General features: G+C 63.0%; 19 protein-coding genes. 11 read left to right on the forward strand and 8 right to left on the reverse strand.

Going from position 1 to position 20,437, the window contains the following annotated elements:
• Position 1: 1 nt before the first annotated feature.
• The 4 genes from EXN22_RS21375 to dinG form a co-directional block, all read right to left on the reverse strand.
• Entirely contained in the window at positions 2-979 is a 978-nt protein-coding gene (locus EXN22_RS21375) for an OmpA family protein (RefSeq protein ID WP_130265930.1), read from the reverse strand.
• 99 nt (positions 980-1,078) lie between these two features.
• Positions 1,079-2,224, reverse strand: coding sequence for a serine hydrolase domain-containing protein (locus EXN22_RS21380; RefSeq protein ID WP_130265931.1), 1,146 nt, complete (start codon positions 2,222-2,224; stop codon positions 1,079-1,081).
• 104 nt (positions 2,225-2,328) lie between these two features.
• A complete protein-coding gene (locus tag EXN22_RS21385; protein ID WP_130265932.1) occupies positions 2,329-4,587 on the reverse strand; it encodes a beta-galactosidase in 2,259 nt (752 codons plus the stop codon).
• A 79-nt stretch (positions 4,588-4,666) separates the two neighbouring features.
• Positions 4,667-6,811, reverse strand: a complete 2,145-nt coding sequence (gene dinG / locus EXN22_RS21390) for an ATP-dependent DNA helicase DinG (protein ID WP_130265933.1) — start codon at positions 6,809-6,811, stop codon at positions 4,667-4,669.
• Between the two features lie 97 nt (positions 6,812-6,908).
• Here dinG and EXN22_RS21395 point away from each other — a divergent pair, with 97 nt between their 5' ends.
• Positions 6,909-7,367 (forward strand): CopD family protein, encoded by a 459-nt coding sequence (locus EXN22_RS21395; RefSeq protein WP_130265934.1) that lies wholly within the window; start codon positions 6,909-6,911, stop codon positions 7,365-7,367.
• A gap of 140 nt (positions 7,368-7,507) precedes the next feature.
• Here EXN22_RS21395 and EXN22_RS21400 read toward each other — a convergent pair whose 3' ends face one another.
• The 4 genes from EXN22_RS21400 to EXN22_RS21415 all read right to left on the reverse strand — a co-directional run bounded on the left by EXN22_RS21400 (position 7,508) and on the right by EXN22_RS21415 (position 10,133).
• Positions 7,508-8,266, reverse strand: a complete 759-nt coding sequence (locus tag EXN22_RS21400) for a collagen-like protein (protein WP_130265935.1) — start codon at positions 8,264-8,266, stop codon at positions 7,508-7,510.
• Positions 8,259-8,534: a DUF1145 domain-containing protein gene (locus EXN22_RS21405; protein WP_130265936.1), complete on the reverse strand. Its 276-nt coding sequence runs from the start codon at positions 8,532-8,534 to the stop codon at positions 8,259-8,261. Before EXN22_RS21405 ends, EXN22_RS21400 begins: the two co-directional genes overlap by 8 nt.
• Positions 8,535-8,630: 96 nt before the next feature.
• Positions 8,631-9,350, reverse strand: a complete 720-nt coding sequence (locus EXN22_RS21410) for an OmpA family protein (RefSeq protein WP_130265937.1) — start codon at positions 9,348-9,350, stop codon at positions 8,631-8,633.
• Positions 9,351-9,440: 90 nt separating this feature from the next.
• Complete coding sequence (locus EXN22_RS21415) at positions 9,441-10,133, reverse strand: OmpA family protein (RefSeq protein WP_130265938.1); 693 nt, start codon at positions 10,131-10,133, stop codon at positions 9,441-9,443.
• A 160-nt stretch (positions 10,134-10,293) separates the two neighbouring features.
• Here EXN22_RS21415 and EXN22_RS21420 point away from each other — a divergent pair, with 160 nt between their 5' ends.
• The 10 genes from EXN22_RS21420 (at position 10,294) to EXN22_RS21465 (ending at position 20,414) form a co-directional block, all read left to right on the forward strand.
• Positions 10,294-10,788 (forward strand): DUF6231 family protein, encoded by a 495-nt coding sequence (locus EXN22_RS21420; protein ID WP_130265939.1) that lies wholly within the window; start codon positions 10,294-10,296, stop codon positions 10,786-10,788.
• Positions 10,789-10,792: 4 nt separating this feature from the next.
• Positions 10,793-11,269 (forward strand): YchJ family protein, encoded by a 477-nt coding sequence (locus EXN22_RS21425; RefSeq protein WP_130265940.1) that lies wholly within the window; start codon positions 10,793-10,795, stop codon positions 11,267-11,269.
• 5 nt (positions 11,270-11,274) lie between these two features.
• Entirely contained in the window at positions 11,275-11,745 is a 471-nt protein-coding gene (locus tag EXN22_RS21430) for an LEA type 2 family protein (protein ID WP_130265941.1), read from the forward strand.
• A gap of 6 nt (positions 11,746-11,751) precedes the next feature.
• Positions 11,752-11,952: an SEC-C metal-binding domain-containing protein gene (locus EXN22_RS21435; protein ID WP_130265942.1), complete on the forward strand. Its 201-nt coding sequence runs from the start codon at positions 11,752-11,754 to the stop codon at positions 11,950-11,952.
• Positions 11,953-12,128: 176 nt separating this feature from the next.
• Positions 12,129-14,570 carry a penicillin acylase family protein gene (locus EXN22_RS21440; RefSeq protein ID WP_130265943.1) on the forward strand — a complete coding sequence of 814 codons (2,442 nt, stop codon included), beginning with the start codon at positions 12,129-12,131 and terminating at the stop codon, positions 14,568-14,570.
• 191 nt (positions 14,571-14,761) lie between these two features.
• Complete coding sequence (locus tag EXN22_RS21445) at positions 14,762-16,801, forward strand: c-type cytochrome (protein WP_130265944.1); 2,040 nt, start codon at positions 14,762-14,764, stop codon at positions 16,799-16,801.
• A 164-nt stretch (positions 16,802-16,965) separates the two neighbouring features.
• Positions 16,966-17,748, forward strand: a complete 783-nt coding sequence (locus EXN22_RS21450) for a transporter substrate-binding domain-containing protein (protein ID WP_130265945.1) — start codon at positions 16,966-16,968, stop codon at positions 17,746-17,748.
• A 107-nt stretch (positions 17,749-17,855) separates the two neighbouring features.
• The gene (locus EXN22_RS21455) at positions 17,856-18,584 is read left to right on the forward strand and encodes an ABC transporter permease (RefSeq protein WP_130265946.1); all 729 of its coding nucleotides are present in this window, start codon (positions 17,856-17,858) and stop codon (positions 18,582-18,584) included.
• Positions 18,581-19,291 (forward strand): ABC transporter permease, encoded by a 711-nt coding sequence (locus EXN22_RS21460; protein WP_038999132.1) that lies wholly within the window; start codon positions 18,581-18,583, stop codon positions 19,289-19,291. Before EXN22_RS21455 ends, EXN22_RS21460 begins: the two co-directional genes overlap by 4 nt.
• 7 nt (positions 19,292-19,298) lie before the next feature.
• A complete protein-coding gene (locus tag EXN22_RS21465) occupies positions 19,299-20,414 on the forward strand; it encodes a succinylglutamate desuccinylase/aspartoacylase family protein (protein WP_130265947.1) in 1,116 nt (371 codons plus the stop codon).
• The last annotated feature ends 23 nt before the right edge of the window (positions 20,415-20,437 follow it).

A 20,437-nucleotide genomic window follows, 5' to 3' on the forward strand; every position in this document is an offset into this window, starting at 1 on the left:
ATCAGTTGGTCTTCGCAGGGCTGGTGTTGGCAGCGACTTTTTTCGCCGCAGGGGCAGCCTTTTTCGCCGCAGGCTTTGCTGCGGGCTTCTTGGCAGCAGCTTTGGCGGGTGTGGCTTTCTTGGCAACTGTGGCTTTTTTCGCGGGCGCCTTGGCCGCAGGCTTGGCAGCCGGTTTCGCCGCCGCCTTGGCGGGTGCCTTGGCATCCTGCACGGCAACCAGTTCAGCAGGCGTCGGGGTTGGCTGCTTGTACTTGGCCAGCAGCGCAACCATGGTGTTCTGCGGCGTCAGCACCAGTTCGACGCGGCGGTTCAGGGAACGGCCTTCAAGGCTGTCGTTGGCCGCGCGCGGCATTTCCGAGCCCATGCCTCGCAACATCAGGCGATCGCGCTGCAAGCCGCTGAGGCGGAAGATGGCGGCGACCGACTGGGCTCGCTCCTGGCTGAGCTTGGTATTAGCTGCGGCAACACCACTGGTGTCGGCATGGCCAAGGACCAGTACGGCAGTCTGCTTGTCGGTCTCGATGGCCTTGGCCACACGGGTGATCGGGCCCAGGGTGACCGGCAGAAGCATGGCTGGGCGGTCCGGGTTGTAGGAACTGTCGACCGGCACGGTCACGACCAGCACATCTTCACGGCGTTCGACTTCGAACTTGCTGTCCTTGATGGCTTCGCGCAGCTTCGGCTCGTAGTTGTCCAGCCAGGCCTGAGTGGCCTTGTGGTCGATCTTGGGGGCGGCGGCGACTTTGCTTTTGTCGCTGTCACCAAACGGCCACCACCAGCGGCTGGCGTTTTCTGACTTGGCGTCGGCCTTGGCGACTTTTTCGGTTACCACTTCCTTCACTTCCTTGTCGACGACCTGATCCGCTCCAAACGGCCACCAGTTGAATCCGGCATCAGCGGCCCCGTCTTTCTGAGGATGCTGCGCGCAGCCGGTGACGGCCAGACACAGGGCGAGAGCTAAGGATTTATGCGAAGACATCAGCGATACACCATGAAAATGAAAGAAATTTGGCCCAGCAATGCAGGGCTTTGGAATTCAGAATAGCCAAAGGGTTCAAGCCACATCGGGGTTAACCGATCAAAGGCAGCCGGCCAAAACACGCACCAGCTTTTGCGCCCGAGGGTCCATGAGCACATAGGGGCCCAGGGTATTGGTAACAAAGCCAAAGGAAACATCATGTTCCGGATCGGCAAAGCCTACCGAGCCGCCCGCCCCAGGGTGGCCGAAGGCGCGAGCGCCCAGGCCGAAGGTGGCGTTGGCAACGTTGGGCTGATCGAGCATGCAGCCAAGGCCAAAGCGGGTCGGGGTCAGCAAGGTCTGGTCCTGGCCCAGGCTGTGTTCACGCGTGAGTTCATCCAGCAACTCCGACTCCAGCAAGCTGCCATCGAGCAGCCCGGCATAGAAGCCAGCGAGACTGCGGGCGTTGCCATGACCGTTGGCCGCCGGTTGCTGCATGCGTCTCCACTCGGGTTTGTTGACGCTGGTAAGCATCCCTGGCGGATTGGTAAAGGCCCGGGTCGACAGGGCTTGCGGCTCGCGCATAGTGACCTGGAGCAGGCGCTGGGCCGCCTCGTCACCCATGTTGCCTTTGCCGCGGGCGATGTGCGCGACCCGGGGGAAGTCCTCTTCGCCCAGGCCAATATGAAAGTCCAGGCCCAGCGGCCTTGCGGTACGAGCGACGATCGACTCGCCAGGCTCGCGGCCATCGGTGCGGCGGATCAACTCCCCAACCAGCCAGCCAAAGGTGATGGCCGCATAGCCGTGGGCGGTACCAGGGGTCCACCACGGCGCTTCGGCAGCCAGCGCCTGGACCATGGTTTGCCAGTCGTAGAGGGCCTCGGCTGGCATCAACTCACGCAGGGCCGGCACACCGGCGCGATGGCTGAGCAGTTGCCGCAGGGTGATCCCTTGCTTGTCGGCCTGGGCGAATTCGGGCCAGTAGCGCGCCACCGGCGCATCCAGGGCCAACTTGCCCTCCCCGACCAGTTGCAGGGCGGTCACGGCGGTGAACATTTTGGTGCAGGAAAACAGGTTGGCGATGGTGTCGCTGTGCCAGGCCTCGGCGCCGTCTTTGTCAGCACTGCCGGCCCACAGGTCGATGACGGTCTCGCCACCGACCTGGATGCACAGCGCCGCGCCACGCTCCTGAGGATCGTCGAACAGCGCCGCAAAGGCTTCACGTACCGCTTCGAACTTAAGCTCGTAATGACCCTGAATCTGCACCCAGCAACTCCCGTGAAACCGGCTTTTCAAAAGGTGTGCATTGTTTCAGCCTGCGCACGATTTGGGAACAGACAGAAGCCGGGCGGTCCGTCCGGCGACCGCTGTCAGGGCACTGCGGCGCCTTTTTCTGTAGTTGGCAGGGTCTTTCCAAATTGCGCCTGGGTTTGCAGGTTGCTCTTGCGCACGCCGTCGACAAAACCCTGGAACGGCACATCGGTAATGCCGACCAGACCGAAGTGGCCGTTCTCGCCATCGAGCAGGCGACCGCTGGCCGGCTGGTCCAGGTACTGGAACCAGTGCACGCCGACAATCGAAGGCTCATCCAGCGCGGCCTTGAGAAAACTGCCATAGGCAGGTGCACGGCCTTCTTCTTTGGCCACTTCCATCGGCCCTGGCCAGAACGGCCCACGGTCACGGGAACCAAACTGGAACTCGGAGACCAGCACCGGCTTGTCCAGTGCCTTGAGCTGGTCGAAATCATAACCATCCTGCGGTTTGGGCGTGTAGAAGTTGAAGCTGATGACGTCACAGTATTCGGCGCAAGCAGCGACCGCTTCCGGGGTGCTGACGGCATAGCGGCCGCCGAGTAGCAGGTGATTGGGCGCATGCCATTTCAGCGAGTCGGAAATGGTCTTGAAATAGGTTTCGGCGAAGACCTTCTGGAAGTACTTGAAGTCGGCCTCGATTTCCGGGTGTTCAGGGCTTGGCAGCGGCGGCTCGAACCCTGGGTCTTCCATCAACTCCCAGGCGGGCAGGTCGATACCCCAGGCCTTGGACAGCCCGGCCTGATTGCGGTACTTGTCGCGCAACTGCTTGAGGAAGGCACGCTTGGCCGGCACGTCGGTGGTCAGGCGCAAGGTGCCATAAGCCAGGGCATAGCGCGCCTTGGGGTCATCACCGGGGCCAGCCCAGGCCAGTTCATTGTCGGCAAAATAACCGATCAGCCACGGGTCGTCGCGGTGGTCGCGAGCGGCAATCGCCACCGCACGTTCGGTGGCCATGGCAAAGCGCGGGTCAAACGGGTCGGGCATCCCGCCCCACCAGTCCATGCCGGTACTGATGCTGGTGTAGTCGCCGACAATCGACAGCGGCAAGGTGTAGGGCATGCGCCCGGCCTGGCCCAGCGCCGGCTCGCTCCAGTTACCCAGGGTATTGAAGCCCCAGGCCTGCAGGCGGTCGAGGGTATGCCCCTGCCAGCGTTGCTTGTCGAAGCTTGCCACCGGGCATTCAACCGCAGGGGCCTTGTCGCTGGCCGCCTGCGCGGTGCACGGGATGCCATGGCTGCGCTCGATATTGGCGGCATAGAAGTCAAACCAGCGCCCCTGATTGAAGTTGCGGCCACGGGCCGAGCCGTTGCCGTCGTTGTTGTTGCCCTCGCCATAAAACTGCGCCAGCGCCTCACCGGTTTTAGGCAGCGCGCTGAACATGCTTTCGCGCCCGGCCACATAGGTGCGACCACCGTCGGCGGCCACGGTGTTGACGCCCAGGGAGTAGAAAGGATGCCCTTCTGGGGTCACCAGGTACCAGCGACCTTCGCGTTTTTCGGTGCGGAAGAAGCCCTTGCCCTCGAAGGCCGGACCTTCAGCGATGCCGCCGAACTTGTCCAGCTTGAGCTTGCCGCGTTCGCCCAGCCAGCCCTTGAGCTGCTGTTGCTCACGGCTGGTGGCGGCCTTGAGCTGATCGTCACTGACGATCTTCTCCGGCCAGCGGTCGCGGGTGGACTGGCCATAAGCGTCGATCAAGTCGCTGTACACGGCCTTTTGCAGTAGCTCGTCATCCTGGGTACCGACGCGCTCGATAAGGATGCTCTGGGCAACATTGGGCTTGTTCATCGACAAGGTCACCGATACCACCTGCTTGAGATCGACCTCCCCAAAGCTGCTGGTCAGCAATACCCGTTGGCCTTCATGCACCCAGGGCATCGGCGGCCCGGCGCGCATGCCCTGGCTCAGGGGCGAACTGGCCTTGAGCGGCACGTAGACGGTCTGCGCCGGGCCCGCTGGCAGGTCGATGCGGCTGGTGAGGGTCTTGCCGTCGCTGCTCTGTACCGTCACATCGACGGTCAGCGCCCAGTCCATGGCGCTTTGCAGGCGCAAGGTCATGGCCGTGGCGCTGGACCAGTCCCAGGCCCCGCTTTGCGGGCTCAGGCGCAGCTTGGGCTGCTGCACCGGGTTGAACACCACGCGGCGCAGCACCTCGCCCTCGGCCGTCTGCTCTGCGTTGTACTGCGGCAGGCTGGCATCCTCGGTCACCACATTGACCACGGCGGCCGGGCGAACGAAGCTGAACAGCGTCTGTTGTGCGGCCAACAGCGGCGAGCTGAACAACAGTGCGAAGACGGCAGGCAAGGTACGGCGAATCATAGGGCTGGAACTCTCCTTGAGGGCCCATGGGGCCTTGAATTGAGTAATAGACAACGCCCGGAGCCTTGCGCTCCGGGCTTCAGGAAATTTCCCGGCGAAACGGCGGCAGCGCATTGAGAATAGCCTTGCCATAGCGCTGGGTGACCACCCGGCGATCAAGCAGGGTGATGGTGCCGCGGTCCTCTTCGGTACGCAGCAGGCGCCCGCAGGCCTGGATCAGCCGCAGCGAGGCGTCCGGCACGGCGATTTCCATGAACGGATTGCCGCCCCTGGCCTCGATCCATTCGGCCAGGGCCGCCTCGACCGGGTCATCCGGCACGGCGAACGGGATCTTGGCAATCACCACGTGCTCGCAATAGGCACCTGGCAGGTCGACACCTTCGGCAAAGCTGGCCAGGCCGAACAATACGCTGGAATCACCGCCATCGACCCGCGCCTTGTGCTTGTTGAGGGTTTCCTGCTTGGACAGGTTGCCCTGGATAAACACCTGCTTGCGCCAATCGCGGTCCAGGCCGTCGAACACGTCCTGCATCTGCTTGCGCGAGGAAAACAGCACCAGCGAGCCGCGCGAACCTTCCACCAGTTCCGGCAGGTCGCGGATAATCGCCGCCGTGTGGGCGGCGGCATCGCGCGGATCGGCACGCAGGTCCGGAACGCGCAACACGCCGGCGTCGACATGATGGAACGGGCTTGGCACGACACTGGTGACGGCGGTCTTGGGCAGCCCGGCACGCATGCGGAAACGGTCGAACTTGCCCAGTGCAGTGAGGGTCGCCGAGGTCACCAGAGCGCCATGAGCGACGTTCCACAAGTTGCGTCGGAGCATCTCGGCGGCAAGGATCGGGCTGGCATTGACCTCGATATCGAACAGCGCACCGCTCTCGGCCAGGGTCAGCCAGCGGGCCATGGGCGGGCTGTCTTCGGGGTCTTCGGCGGTAAAGGCGGTCCACAGCTCCCAGTTGCCCTGGGCGCGCATCAGCAGACTGCCGAACAACGGGTACCACTCTTCGGCCTGGTGGCTGGGAATACCGATGCTGACCTCGGCGTCCATGCCTTCCTTGAGCAGCTCGGTCAACCGGGTGAACAGGTCGTTGAGCCGCGAAAAGCCCTTCTTCAGCTCGATACCCATCTCGCGCATGTGCTCGGGCACCACACCGCCTTCGAAGCGATGGCGCGGCCGCTCGCGGCCCTCCGTGTCTTCGCCCGGGCGGAAATCGGCAACCTGCTCGCACGCGCTGAACATGAACTGCTGCTGGGCCTTGATCTCGCGGGCCAGCTCCGGCACCTGCTCGATCAGTTTGCCCAGGTCGCCCGGTAGCGGGTGCTGGGCAAGCAATTTGGTCAGGTTCTTGGCCGTTTGCTCAAGCCAGTCGGCGGTGGAGCGCAGGCGGGTGTAATGGGCGAAGTGGCCGATCGCCTTGTCCGGCAGGTGATGACCTTCGTCGAACACATAGATGGTGTCACGCGGGTCGGGCAGCACCGCGCCGCCGCCCAGGGCCAGGTCAGCCAGGACCATGTCATGGTTGGTGACGATCACATCGACCTTGCCCATGCCTTCGCGGGCCTTGTAGAAAGTGCATTGGCCGAAGTTCGGACAATGGCGCCCGGTGCACTGGCTATGGTCAGTGGTCAGGCGCGCCCAGTCCTGGTCTTCCAGGGCCTGGGGCCAGCTGTCGCGATCGCCATCCCAGCGGTTGCCGGCGAGCTTCTCGATCATGCTGGTGAACAGCTTCTGGCTGGCCTCGTCGACCTCGATCCTGAAGCCTTCCTCTTCAAACAACTGCGCGGTGGCCGATTGCGCCTGGCCTTCTTGCAGCAGCACGTCGAGTTTCGACAGGCACAGGTAGCGGCCCCGGCCCTTGGCCAGGGCGAAGCTGAAATTCAGGCCACTGTTGCGCATCAGGTCGGGCAGGTCCTTGAAGACGATCTGCTCTTGCAGGGCAACCGTGGCGGTGGCGATCACCAGGCGCTTGCCGGCCGCCTTGGCCGCCGGAATCGAAGCCAGGCTGTAAGCCACCGTCTTGCCGGTACCGGTACCGGCCTCGACCGCGACCACCGCCGGCTCGCCAACACGCCGGCCTTCATCGTCACAGTCGATATCGCCGAGCACCTTGGCCACTTCGGCGATCATCAGGCGCTGGCCGTAGCGCGGCTTGAGGCTCTTGGCTTCGAGAAAACGCGAATAGGCGCCCTGAATCGTGGTTTTGAGTTCGTTGCTGATCATGGTGTCGGGGCGCCCGAAGGGCTGGATAAATTTTCAGTGTTTCGATTGGGTCGCTATCATACCCCGCTATTGCCCTTTACGCCGAATGGAGATCCCCATGCCCGTGTTTGCCCTGACCTATAGCCTGCATGTTCTGGCCGCCCTGGTGTGGGTCGGGGGGATGTTCTTCGCCTGGCTGATCCTGCGTCCAGCGGCGATTGCAGCCCTGGATGGCCCTGCTCGCCTGCGCTTGTGGGTAGAAGTGTTTCAGCGTTTTTTCGTATGGGTATGGATAGCAATTGCGCTGCTGGCGATCAGCGGCGTGATCATGATCAACTCCCGATACGCAAGCTTCGAAACGACTCCGCGGCATGTCCAGGTGATGATCGGTGGTGCTATTGCGATGTTCGCCGTGTTCTTTCGCATTCAGTCGTTGCTGTACCCTGAACTGAGCAAGGCGGTACAGGCCCAAGACTGGCCTGCGGGAGCGGCGGCCATGGCCAGGATTCGGCGCATGGTCGGGTTCAACCTGGTGCTGGGGATTGCGGTGGTGCTGTCGGGTGGGGTGCTTTGGTAATTATTCGGTGAGAGAACTGTTTTACACAGCTTTTTAAAAGCTGGCGAGATTCGTGTGGGAGCGGGCTTGCCCGCGAACACGGGCGAAGCCCGTGCCAACCATCGCGGTGTCTGCTTCGCGGGGCAAGCCCGCTCCCACATTTACAGGCGCTGCAGGATCAACTCCCCAGCCGCCCCCGCCGAGCCCGGTTGCCCCGCCATGCCGGGCTTGCCCGCAGCGCCGCCAGCGGTGCTGTAGACCAGGCAACCCTTGCTCGCACCACCGGCACCTGGCTTACCGGCAGCACCTGCCACGCCCGGCGCGCCGCCATCGAGCTGAACCACGATGCGCTCGGCCGGGAAACTCGCAGGCAGCGCCAGCCGCACCCGGCCACCCGGGGCACCATCATGACCATTGCCGCCATTGTCGCCATTGGCGCCACGGCTGGCCTGGCCCCAGGTGCAGCCACCCGGCTTGCCGTTGGCGCCATCAAGCCCGACGTATCCCGGAGCACCGGCGCCGCCACGGGCATCAATGGCCAGGGTCGAAGCCTGCAGCTCATGCACCTGCAACTCCAGGTTGCGTCCAGCCTTTGCCGCCTTTTCGTAAGTACCCGGCGCGCCATGGGCGACAAGCTGGCTGCCCTCGCCCAGGCTCGCCCGTTTGATCTCGATCTGCAGGGCGGCCTGCGCCGGGACAATGGCAATCCGCGCTTCATGGCCCAGGTGCAGTTCATCGACCTTGAAGTCGACCAGGCTCGCAGGCAACAACAACGTGGCCGAATCAGCCACGTCCAGGCGTTGCAAATGCACGACGCTGGAGGTGTTTGGCAGGCGCAACACCGAATGGGCGGCAACGCTGATTGCGTCAGCCAGTGCCAGAGGGCTGAACAGCGCAGCCAGGAGGATCAATTTACGCATGGGCAGCTTCCTTGCGGGGGGCTGGAATCGAAAGGACGTGAAAAATACCCACCAACAGGATCTGCAAGCGATCGAACCAACGGTGGCTGCGCGAGCGCAGGCAACCATTGAATATCAGTATCTCCAGCACATGCAGGCCCAGCAAGGCAGCACCGGCGGCATTGATCAGCAGATGGAAGGGATGTTCCTGCGGGATAAGCAGGTTAACCAGCACCACCCACCAGAACACTACGGTCAAGGCCTTGCCCAACCCCAGTAAGCCTTTCATGGATGCCCCCGTTGTTATTTTTCGGTGGCGATGCCAGCCATGCTGACATCGCCTGCAACAGTAACGGCTGATACGCGCCTTGTGCCAGAGGCTTGATCAATTAAGGTGCAATTCCACCCTGCGATTCTGCGCGCGCCCTGCATCAGTCGCGTTATCGGCGATCGGCTCGCTCTCGCCACGGCCCTGGCTGGTCACCTTCGACGGTGATATCCCTTGGCTGATCAGGTACTCGGCAACGCTACTGGCGCGCCGCTCGGAGAGTGCCTGATTGTAAGTATCAGAACCCTGGCTGTCGGTATGGCCGATGACCTTGATGCTGACTACATTGGCACCAGTGAGCTTGCCGGTCAGTGTCTGCAACTTCTGACGGGCCATTTCGGTCAACTGCGCCGAATCAAAGGCGAACATCACCGCCCCCTGGTCGTCGAGAGTAATCACCTCCGAAGTTGGCGCAGGCTCTGGGGCCGTCTGCGTCACCGGATACTGCGGCAACGGGCAACCGGTGTGACTGACCGGGGTATTGGCCGGGGTATCGGGGCAACGATCGCGACGGTCGAACACGCCGTCTTCATCCTCGTCACCGTCCTGGGCATAGCAGATCAGCCCACCGGCAATCGCGCCAGCAGCACCTGCACCAGCAGCCCAGGCCGAGCTTTCGATGGCGCCCAGGCCGCCACCGACCAGCCCGCCAAGCAGGCTGCAGACAGGCCAGGTCCTTTGATTGAGTGGGGCACTGCCATCGCTGTGGGTCGCGCAACCGGAAAGCAGGCTTGCAGCCAGCAGGACCGGCAGTGTGGCCTTGGAAAGAACACTCATGAGAATTGCTCCTGTGTCACCGGCCTCTACCGGTCACACAGGAGTAAAGACCGGCCTGCGGCACTTCTCAAGCCGCAGGCCACTGGCGCTTCAGCGCTCAATACGAATTTCCGTGCGACGGTTCTGCGCCCGTCCATCTGCAGTCGCGTTGTCGGCAACCGGCTGGGTTTCACCCGCGCCCTGCACCGAGACGAAACTGCTGCGCGGCACACCGCTCTCGATCAGATAATCCGTCACCGACCGGGCGCGGTCCTGCGAGAGCTTCTGGTTATAGGCGTCCGATCCTTTGCTGTCGGTGTGGCCGGTAACACTCAAACGGGCACTCGGCGCTTCGTTTTTCAGGCGAGTGGCGATGGTGTTGAGGCGCTCCTTGTCCTTGGCGGTCAGCTTGGCCGAGTCAAACTGGAAGTGAACATCGCGAATGACGATAACCTCCTCCTTGACGACGGCCACTTCTTCCACGACTGCCACCGGCTCCGGTGGGCAACCGTTGGCATCGACCTGCACGCCGCGTGGCGTGCCCGGGCACTTGTCACGGCTGTCTGGAACGCCATCGCCATCTTCGTCGCCATCGCCGTGGGCCCAGCAGTAGCCCGCGGCCATGCCTGCGCCAATCAGCGCACCCCAGCCAGCCCAGCTGGAACTCTCGATAGCGCCCAGGGCTGCGCCGCCTACACCCCCGACGGCAGCACACTTCGGCCAGTCGGTTTTTTGCAAACCTGCACAACCAGTCAACACGCTGGTTAGCAGAACCAGAGGTAATGCTGTGCGTACTATGCTCATTTTGTTGCATCTCCTAGGGGGAATCGGTGCAATACCGATGCTCTGGGAGTAAAGACCCGCTCATTGATATCCGCCAGCAATAGGCCATGATGCGACCGCGCAGCACTATGCCAAGTGGCACCAGACCGTTAGTCTTGCGGCATCTGACCGAGGATTCCCGATGATTGACGGTTTTTCCCAGCGTACTCCGCAGCAAGCCCTTGCCGCCCTGCTCGAGCGCCAGGCGCCGCAACGCCTGCTGTTGATAGGCGAGCGATTCCCAGCGCTAGAAGCGTTCGCCCAGGCGCATCCGCAGGTGCACATCGCCGTGGCCAGACCGGGCCCGCTGCCTGAGGAGCTGGCAACCCAGCGCTTCGACCTGGCGCTGCTGGTCGATTGCCTCGAGCACCTGAGCAAGCGCGATGGCCTGCAACTGCTCGGCGGCATCCGCAACCTCAATGCCAGCCGCATAGCGGTGCTGGCCGACCTGAGCGCCTGCGGTTGGCAGGAAACCGACTTTTTTGCCCTGGCCCTGCAGGCCAGCGAGAAATTTCAGCGTGACTCACAGGTTCTGAACCTGTTCACCTATGATCTACGTGAATACAAGCAGGTCCCGGACTGGCTCAACGCCAGGTTCTGGGCCAACCCGGAAAATTTTGGCAAGTACTGGTGGTGAAGCGATGAGTGTCTCGGTGTGTCCCTGCGGCAGTGGCGATCTGCTTGATACCTGTTGCGGGCATTATCACGCAGGGCTGCCAGCCCCCGACGCCCGGACCCTGATGCGCTCGCGCTACAGCGCCTATGTGCTGGGCCTGGTCGACTATCTGGTGGCCACCACCCTGCCGGCCCAGCAAGCCGGCCTTGATCGCGAGGCAATCAAGGCCTGGAGCCAGCAAAGCACCTGGCTGGGCCTTGAAGTGGAAAGCGCCGAAGTGTTCGGCGGCAAGCCCGAGCATGCCTTCGTCACCTTCACCGCCCGCTGGCACGATAACGACGGCGAACATAGCCATCGTGAACGCTCGGCCTTCGTGCAAAACCTGGGCAAGTGGTACTTCATTGACCCCACCGTCGGCCTCAAGGCCACGCGCAACGATCCCTGCCCGTGTAACAGCGGGCAGAAATTCAAGAAGTGCTGCGCCAGTTACCTGGGAAGCTGAACCTGATGGCCCGCCTGTTGCTGGTCGGCGCTCTGCTCCTGCAACTGGTGGGCTGCGCCAGTTGGCTGGGTGATGACTATCAGGACCCGCAGGTACATCTGCTCAAGGTCGAACCCTTGAAGATGCGCCTGTTGCAGCAGGAGTTCGTGCTCCATGTGCAGGTCGACAACCCTAACGACAGCCGCCTGTTCATCCGCTACCTGGGTTACAAGGTGCTGATCAACGACCTGCCGCTGACCGAAGGCGAAGCCAGCCTGTGGCGCAGTGTCGGCCCGCACGCCCGGCGCACCTTCAAGATCCCCGTGCGCACCAACCTCTGGCAGCAGGTCAAACCCCTGGCAAAGCTGCTCAAAGGCAACCAGGGTCCATTGCGCTATCGCCTGGAAGGTGAACTGGTCAGCGGATTATTCTTCGCCCGCGACCTGCACTTGTCGCGCAGTGGTGAGATAATTCCCGGCGATCTTATTCCGGAGTAACCCAAGATGACCCAGCAACCCCATGTCCATGGCCCAGACTGCAACCACGATCATGACCATCACGACCATGACCATGGCCATGTACACGGCCCGAACTGCAACCACGGCCACCAGGAGCCGGTGCGCAACGCCCTGAAGGACGTTGGCCGCAACGATCCGTGCCCATGCGGCAGCAGCAAGAAGTTCAAGAAGTGCCACGGCGCCTGATAGCCGCCTTCTGACAGTGGTCGCCGCTTGTACCCTGTACAGGTGCGACCGCTAGTCCCCTTTCTGGCTCGACACCTCGTCAGCGACTGAAAATAAAGGCTGCACTGTGCTTGCATGGCGTGTTCGCGCTCACTAACGTAGCGCCTTTTACCGCCACGCCCCGCAGGAGCCCGATCATGGCCGCGCCAGCCCTTCCCCCTTTTACCCCCCGGTTCGGCGTAGCCGTTGCGATGCTTGGGCTGCTCAGCCTGGGTGGCTGCCAGATGGCCGGCCAGCGTGACAGCGTACTACCGAGCACAGGTGTGCAGCCGCTCAAGGGCCTGGCGCAGAATGTTTCGGTGCGCCGCAACGCCATGGGCATGCCGCTGATCGAATCGAGCAACTTCCACGACGCGCTGTTCGCCCTGGGTTATGTCCACGCCGGTGACCGTATCGGGCAGATGGTCGGCATGCGCTTGCTGGCTCAGGGCCGCCTGGCGGAAATGGCCGGTGCCGACGTGCTGGAAGTCGACCGCCTGATGCGTGCGGCCAACCTCAAGGCCAGCGCCAACCAGTTGTACGCCGATGCCTCGCCCCGTCTCAAGCGCTTCTTCGAGGTGTACGCCCGCGGCGTCAACGCCTACCTGTTCCGCTACCGCGACAAGCTGCCAGCGCCACTGGCACAGACCGGTTACCGCCCGGAGTACTGGAAGCCCGAAGACTCGGCGCTGATCTTCTGCCTGTACAACTTCAGTCAGTCGGTCAACCTGCAAGAGGAGCTCGCCGCCCTGGGCCTGGCGCAAAAAGTCGGTACCGACAAACTGGCCTGGCTGTTGCCCAGCTACCCCGACGAGCCGCTGGCCCTGGGCGAAACCGACAAACTCAAAGGCCTGAACCTGAACACCCAGCTCGCGGGCCTGGCGCCTCTGACCGCCGTCAGCGAGCAACTGGCCGCGCTCAACCTGCTCGGCACTGCCGGCTCGAGCAACTGGGCGATTGCCCCACAGCGCAGCCGCAGTGGCAAGAGCCTGATGGCCAGCGATACCCTCGGCGCCTGGGCGATGAGCCCGGTGCAGATCCGCTCGCCCAAGTATCAGGCCGCAGGCGTGTCGATTGCCGGCCTGCCGCTGGTACTTTCGGGCTACAACGGCAAGCTGGCCTGGAGCGCCAGTGCGGTGATGGCCGACAACCAGGACCTGTTCCTGGAAAAACTGCGCAAGGAAGGCAGCCGCCTGATGTACCAGGCCGACGGCAAATGGTTGCCGGCCCAGGCCCGCAACGAAACCTTCTTCATCAAGGGCCAGCGCCCGCTGCGTGAAACCCTGTACGACACCCGCCACGGCGCCCTGCTCGGCCAGCCACAGAACGCAAGCCTGGGCTTGGCCCTGCGCATGCCCGAGCTCAAGGGCGATCAAAGCCTGGATGCGTTCTTCAACCTGTCGCGGGCACAGAATGTCGAGCGCGCCTTTGACAACATCCGTGAAATTGGCGCCGCGGCGCTGAACTTCGTGTTTGCCGACGCCAGCAACATCGGCTGGCAGGTCAGCGGACGCTTCCCCAACCGCCGAGAAGGCCAGGGCCTGCTACCCTCGCCGGGCTGGGACGGGCGTTACGATTGGGACGGTTACGCCGACCCGATGCTCCATCCCTACGACCAGGACCCGCCCCAGGGCTGGATCGGCAATGCCAACCAGCGCAGTGTGCCCAAAGGCTATGGCATGCAGTTGTCCAACAGCTGGTACTACCCCGAGCGCGCCGAGCGCCTGGCGCAGCTGGCCGGCAATGGCAAGCACGACAGCCGCAGCCTGATGCTGATGCAAAGCGACCAGACCACGCTGTTTGCCGACAAGCTGAAAAAGATGTTCGAAGCCCCCGGCATGGCCCAGCCGCTCAAGCAGGCGATCGACGCCCTGCCTGCCGAGCAGCGCAACAAGGCCCGTGAGGCCTACACCCGGCTGATGGCCTTTGACGGTCGGCTGAGCACCACCTCGGCAGATGCCGCCCTGTATGAGTTGTTCCTGCAGGAAAGTGCCAAACTGACCTTCCTTGACGAACTGGGCCCCGAGTCCAGCCCGAGCTGGCAGATGTTCGTCGGCAATGCCCGGCTGTCCTACTCGGCCCAGGCCGACCATTTGCTCGGCCGCGAAGACAGCCCGTTCTGGGACGACCAGAAAACCGCGCAAAAAGAAGACAAGCCGACCATCCTCGCTCGTAGCCTGGCAGCGGCCGTCAACGCTGGCGAAGCGCAGTTGGGCAATGACCGGCGCGCCTGGCAGTGGGGCAAGTTGCATCAGTACCGCTGGCCGGTGCCGACCTTCCACGGCCTGGGCGATGCGCTCAGCCGCAGCCCGTTGGCCAGTGGCGGTGACCACAGCACGCTGAACCTTGCGCCCTACGCCTGGGGCAAGGACTTCAACGCACAGCTGGCACCGTCCCTGCGCCTGGTGGTGGACTTCGGCCAGGTCGAGCCGCTGCAACTGCAAAGCAGCAGCGGCCAATCCGGCAACCCGGCCAGCCCGCACTTTGCCGATGGCCTGGATGCCTGGTTCAAAGGCCGTTACATGAGCCTGCCGCTGCAACCGCAGAACTTCGACCGCGCCTACGGCAACAAGCGCCTGACCCTGGTGCCCGGCAAGTAACCCCTCGATAGCACGCGCAGCCGGTGCAATGCCGGCTGCGCTGATCCATATCAACAGCCCCCGCGTTTAAATCCCTTACAACGAAACTGAGCCAGGTTTCGTCACCTGCCTCTGCCTGATGAACCATAAAAACGATTGCAGCCCTGTGCCCAGGGGACCACCCCAGGCCAGGTGAATAAAGGAATAATGCAATGGCATCCGCCTTCTCCCGTCTGGCCCTGGTGGCCACGACCGTGTTCTCGTTCTCCGTACTCGCCAGCGAGCCGCCCCCGGCAGCGGCGGCCGACAGCGAACTGCTTGCCCGAGGCAAGTACATCGCCCAGCTGGGTGACTGCATCGCCTGCCACACCGCCCCGCAAGCCCCGGAAATGGCCGGCGGCCTGCAACTGAAAACGCCGATGGGCACCATCTACTCCAGCAACATCACCCCCGACCCGGACACCGGTATCGGCCGCTACAGCTTCGAGCAGTTCGACAAGGCCATGCGCGAAGGGGTTACCCCCGACGGGACCAACCTCTACCCGGCAATGCCCTACCCGTCCTACGCGAAAATGAGCGAAGCGGACATGCGCGCCCTGTACGCCTACCTGATGCAGGGCGTGACGCCGATCAGCCAGTCCAACCAGGAAGCCGACATGAGCTGGCCGTTCAACATGCGTTGGGGCCTGTCGCTGTGGAACTTCGCCTTCGTCGACACCGAACCCTTCGCGCCCGACCCTGCCAAGGACGAAGTGCTCAACCGTGGTGCCTACCTGGTGCAGGGCCTGGGCCATTGTGGTGCCTGCCATACCCCGCGCGGCATCGCCTTCCAGGAAAAGGCCATGAGCGACGCCGGTAGCAGCGGCAAGCACTTCCTCGCCGGCGAAACCGTGGAACACTGGCGCGCCCTGAGCCTGCGCAACCTGTGGACCGTGGAAGACACCGTACAATTGCTCAAGACCGGGCAGAACCGCTTTGCCACGGTGTCGGGCAACATGGCCGACGTGATCCATCACAGTACCCAGCACTTCAGTGACGTCGACCTGGTCGCCATCGCCAGCTACCTGAAGTCCCTGCCGCCGGGCAAGGACGATCTGCCGATGCCGGATATTCCGCTGGCCGCAGCCAGCGCACCGGACGACCTGTTCAGCAGCCGTGGCGGCCTGGGCTACACCCAGTTCTGCAGCGATTGCCACCGCCCCGACGGCCACGGGGTCAAGGGCCTGTTCCCGCCATTGGCCGGCAACCCGAGCATCGCCTCGGCCAACCCGACCTCCTTGCTGCACATCACCCTCACGGGCTGGGAAACCGCGCAAACCGCCACCCACTCACGGGTCTATACCATGCCGGGGTTCGCCCGCCTGGCCGATGAGGAAATCGCTGAAATCCTTAGCTTCGTACGCAGCCGCTGGGGCAACAACAGCTCGCCCATCACCGCCAAGCAGGTGAAGACCCTGCGTGACCAGCTCAACCCGCAAACCACCGACTCGACGGCGTTCGAAACCCCGCGCCTGGCCAACCTGCTTGCGGCGGCCAACGCCGACCAGGTGATCCGTGGCATGCGCCTGCATCTGCAAACCCGAGAATTGCTGCCCGATAACGTCGGTAACGCGTTGAACTGCACCAGTTGCCACCTCAACGCCGGCACCGTCGCCGACGGCTCGCCATTTGTCGGTGTCTCGGCGTTCTTCCCCAGCTACGCCCCCCGGGCGGGCAAGGAAGTCACTCTTGAAGAGCGCATCAACGGTTGCTTCCGCCGCTCGATGAATGGCAAGCCGATACCGCCACAATCGGCGGACATGCAGGCGATGGTGGCCTATTTCGACTGGATGAAGATGAACACTCAACCGGGTGACAAGGTGGCCGGACGCGGTGTTGGCAAGATCGATACGGCGATCAAACCGGACCTGGACAACGGCAAACAGGTGTACGCCGAGCAATGCGCGGTATGCCATGGCAGCAACGGTGAAGGCCTGGCCCGTGAAGACGGCAGCCTGGTGTACCCGCCGCTGTGGGGCGATCAGTCGTTCAACATCGGCGCTGGCATGGCCCGCACCTATACCGCCGCCGCCTTCGTCAAACGCAACATGCCGATTGGCTTTCACGAGAAGTTCCCCCTCGGCCAGGGTGGCTTGAGCGACCAGGAGGCGGTGGATGTCGCGGCCTGGTTCTCGCAGCAGCCACGGCCGGACTTCCCGGACAAGGTCAAGGACTGGCCCAAGGGTGGCAAGCCGGTGGATGCGCGGTACTAAGGTATTTCAGGGCCGCGCTGCGGCCCATCGCTGGCAAGGCCAGCTCCCACAGAATGTGGGGCTGGCCTGGAATATGGTGTGAAACTTGCTATCACTGTGTTGTCTGGCATCGACCGGTAACGGCTTTGTGCCACCCCAACACTTTGCTAATCCAAGGACACACAATGAAAAAAGCATGGCTGACGCTTTCCGCACTCGCGTTGTGTCTGGCTGCGGGGAACACCCTGGCCAAGGAATACAAGGAGCTGCGCTTCGGCGTCGATCCGTCCTACGCTCCATTCGAATCGAAAGCCGCCGACGGTAACCTGGTCGGCTTCGATATCGACCTGGGCAATGCCATCTGCGCCGAGCTCAAGGTCAAGTGCAAGTGGGTTGAAAGCGACTTCGACGGCATGATTCCGGGGCTCAAGGCCAACAAGTTCGATGGCGTCATCTCGTCCATGACCGTGACCCCGGCGCGGGAAAAAGTCATCGACTTTTCCAGTGAGCTGTTCTCCGGCCCTACTGCCCTGGTGTTCAAGAAAGGTTCCGGCCTGAGCGCAGACACAGCCTCGCTCAAGGGCAAGACCGTTGGCTATGAGCAAGGCACCATCCAGGAAGCCTACGCCAAGGCCGTGCTGGACAAGGCCGGGGTCAAGACCCAGGCCTACGCCAACCAGGACCAGGTCTATGCCGACCTGACGTCCGGGCGCCTGGATGCCTCGATCCAGGACATGCTCCAGGCAGAACTGGGCTTTCTCAAGTCCCCAAAAGGCGCCGACTATGAAGTCAGCCAACCGGTCGACGACGAACTGCTGCCGTCCAAGACTGCGGTCGGTATCAAAAAAGGTAACACTGAGCTCCAGGCTCTCCTGAACAAAGGTATCAAAGCGTTACACGACGATGGCACCTACGCCACGATCCAGAAAAAGCACTTCGGTGACCTGAACCTCTACAGCGGCAAATAACAAGTAGGAGCGGGCTTGCCCCGCGATGCGATGTGACTGACCAATCGCAATCGCGGGGCAAGCCCGTTCCCACACTCACCGCTTACCACCTGGCATAGGTTCGGTTCATGTTCGAAGACCTGCTGCAGTTTTTGGGGCTCTCGGCACTCAGTTTGAAGGGCTTCGGCCCCTTGCTGCTGCAGGGCACCTGGATGACCATCAAACTTTCCTTCATGTCGCTGCTGGTCAGCGTCGGCCTGGGCCTGCTCGGCGCCAGCGCCAAGCTCTCGCCATTGCGCCCGCTGCGACTGATCGCCCAGGCCTACACCACGCTGATCCGCGGGGTACCTGACCTGGTGCTGATGCTGCTGATTTTCTACAGCCTGCAAACCTGGCTGACCACCCTGACCGACGCCATGGAGTGGGAATACATCGAGATCGATCCGTTCGCCGCCGGGGTCATCACCCTGGGCTTCATCTACGGTGCGTACTTCACCGAGACCTTCCGCGGTGCCATCCTCGCGGTGCCCCGCGGCCAGGTCGAAGCGGCCACCGCCTACGGCCTCAAACGCTTGCAACGCTTTCGCTTCGTGGTTTTCCCGCAAATGATGCGCTTCGCCCTGCCGGGCATCGGCAACAATTGGATGGTCATGCTCAAGGCCACGGCCCTGGTGTCGATCATCGGCCTGGCCGACCTGGTCAAGGCCGCCCAGGACGCCGGCAAGAGCAGCTACCAGCTGTTCTACTTCCTGGTGGTCGCGGCCTTCATCTACCTGTTGATCACCAGCGCCTCGAACATCGCCCTGCGCTGGCTGGAACGGCGCTATAACGTCGGCACCCGGGAGGCCGTCCGATGATCGAACTCTTGCAGGAATACTGGCGCGCCTTCCTCTACACCGACGGCACCCACATCACCGGCCTGGCCATGACTCTGTGGCTACTCACTGCAGCCCTGGCGATCGGCTTCGTGGTCTCGATCCCGCTGTCGATTGCCCGGGTGTCGCCGCGCTTCTGGGTTCGCTGGCCCGTGCAGTTCTACACCTACCTGTTCCGCGGCACGCCGCTGTATATCCAGCTGCTGATTTGCTACACCGGGATCTACAGCCTGGAAGCAGTGCGTGCCCAGCCGCTGCTCGACAGCTTTTTCCGCGATGCGATGAATTGCACCATCCTCGCCTTTGCCCTCAACACCTGCGCCTATACCACAGAGATCTTCGCCGGGGCGATCCGCAGCATGAACCATGGGGAAGTCGAGGCCGCCAAGGCCTATGGCCTGCGCGGCTGGAAACTTTATGCTTATATCATCATGCCGTCGGCGCTGCGCCGCTCGCTGCCGTACTACAGCAACGAAGTGATCCTGATGCTGCACTCCACCACGGTGGCCTTCACTGCCACCGTGCCGGACATCCTCAAGGTCGCCCGCGACGCCAACTCGGCCACATTTCTGACCTTTCAGTCGTTCGGCATCGCCGCACTGATCTACCTGTGCGTGACCTTCGCCCTGGTAGGGCTGTTCCGCATCGCCGAACGTCGCTGGCTGGCTTTTCTAGGACCGACCCACTAGGACTGATATGCATCACTCGACTCACGACATTCTGGCCCCGGTTCCAGGCATCGCCCGCCAGATCCACAGCTTCCACTTCGGCCCCCGGGGCGCCGGCAAGCTGTATATCCAGGCCTCGCTGCACGCCGATGAACTGCCCGGCATGCTGGTGGCCTGGCACCTCAAGCAGCGCCTGGCCGAGTTTGAAGCCCAGGGCCTGCTGCGCCGCGAGATCGTGCTGGTACCGATCGCCAACCCGGTAGGCCTGGAACAGGTGCTGATGGATGTGCCATTGGGCCGTTACGAGCTGCAGAGCGGCGAGAACTTCAACCGCCATTTCGTCGACCTCAGCGACCAGATTGGCGATCAGATTGCCGAGCACCTGAGCCAGGATGCGCAGCACAACATTGCCTTGATCCGCGAAAGCCTGCGCCGCGCCCTGGATGCCCATACTGCCCACACCCCGCTGCAATCCCAGCGCCTGACCCTGCAACGGCTGGCCTGTGACGCCGAGATGGTGCTCGACCTGCACTGCGACTTCGAAGCCGTGGCGCACCTGTACACAACACCGGAGGCCTGGCCACAGGTCGAGCCGCTGTCGCGCTACCTCGGTGCCCAGGCCAGCCTGCTGGCCACCGATTCGGGCGGGCAATCGTTCGACGAGTGCTTCACCCTGGTCTGGTGGCAACTGCAACAACGTTTCGGCAAGCAGTTCCCGATCCCCCAGGGCAGTTTTTCGGTGACCGTCGAGTTGCGCGGCCAGGGCGACGTCAGCCACCCATTGGCCGAACAGGACTGTACGGCGATCCTTGACTACCTGACCCGCTACGGCGCCATCGAAGGCGAGCCGGCCGCGCTGCCCGCCTTGCCCTACCCGGCAACACCGCTGGCCGGCGTGGAACCGGTGGCCACCCCGATGGGCGGCCTGCTGGTGTTCCATGTCAAACCTGGCCAGTACCTGCAGGCCGGTGAATTGATCGCCGAAGTCATCGACCCACTGAGCGATCGCGTCACCCCGGTACGCAACACCCAGGCCGGCCTGCTCTATGCCCGCTCACTACGGCGCATGGCCACCGCTGGCATGGTCATCGCCCATGTGGCAGGCAATCAGGCCTACCGCAGCGGCTACCTGCTGTCGCCTTGAACCTTCACCTTTAGAGCCTGCGC

Source organism: Pseudomonas tructae (assembly GCF_004214895.1).
In the GTDB taxonomy this organism is placed as follows: domain Bacteria; phylum Pseudomonadota; class Gammaproteobacteria; order Pseudomonadales; family Pseudomonadaceae; genus Aquipseudomonas; species Aquipseudomonas tructae.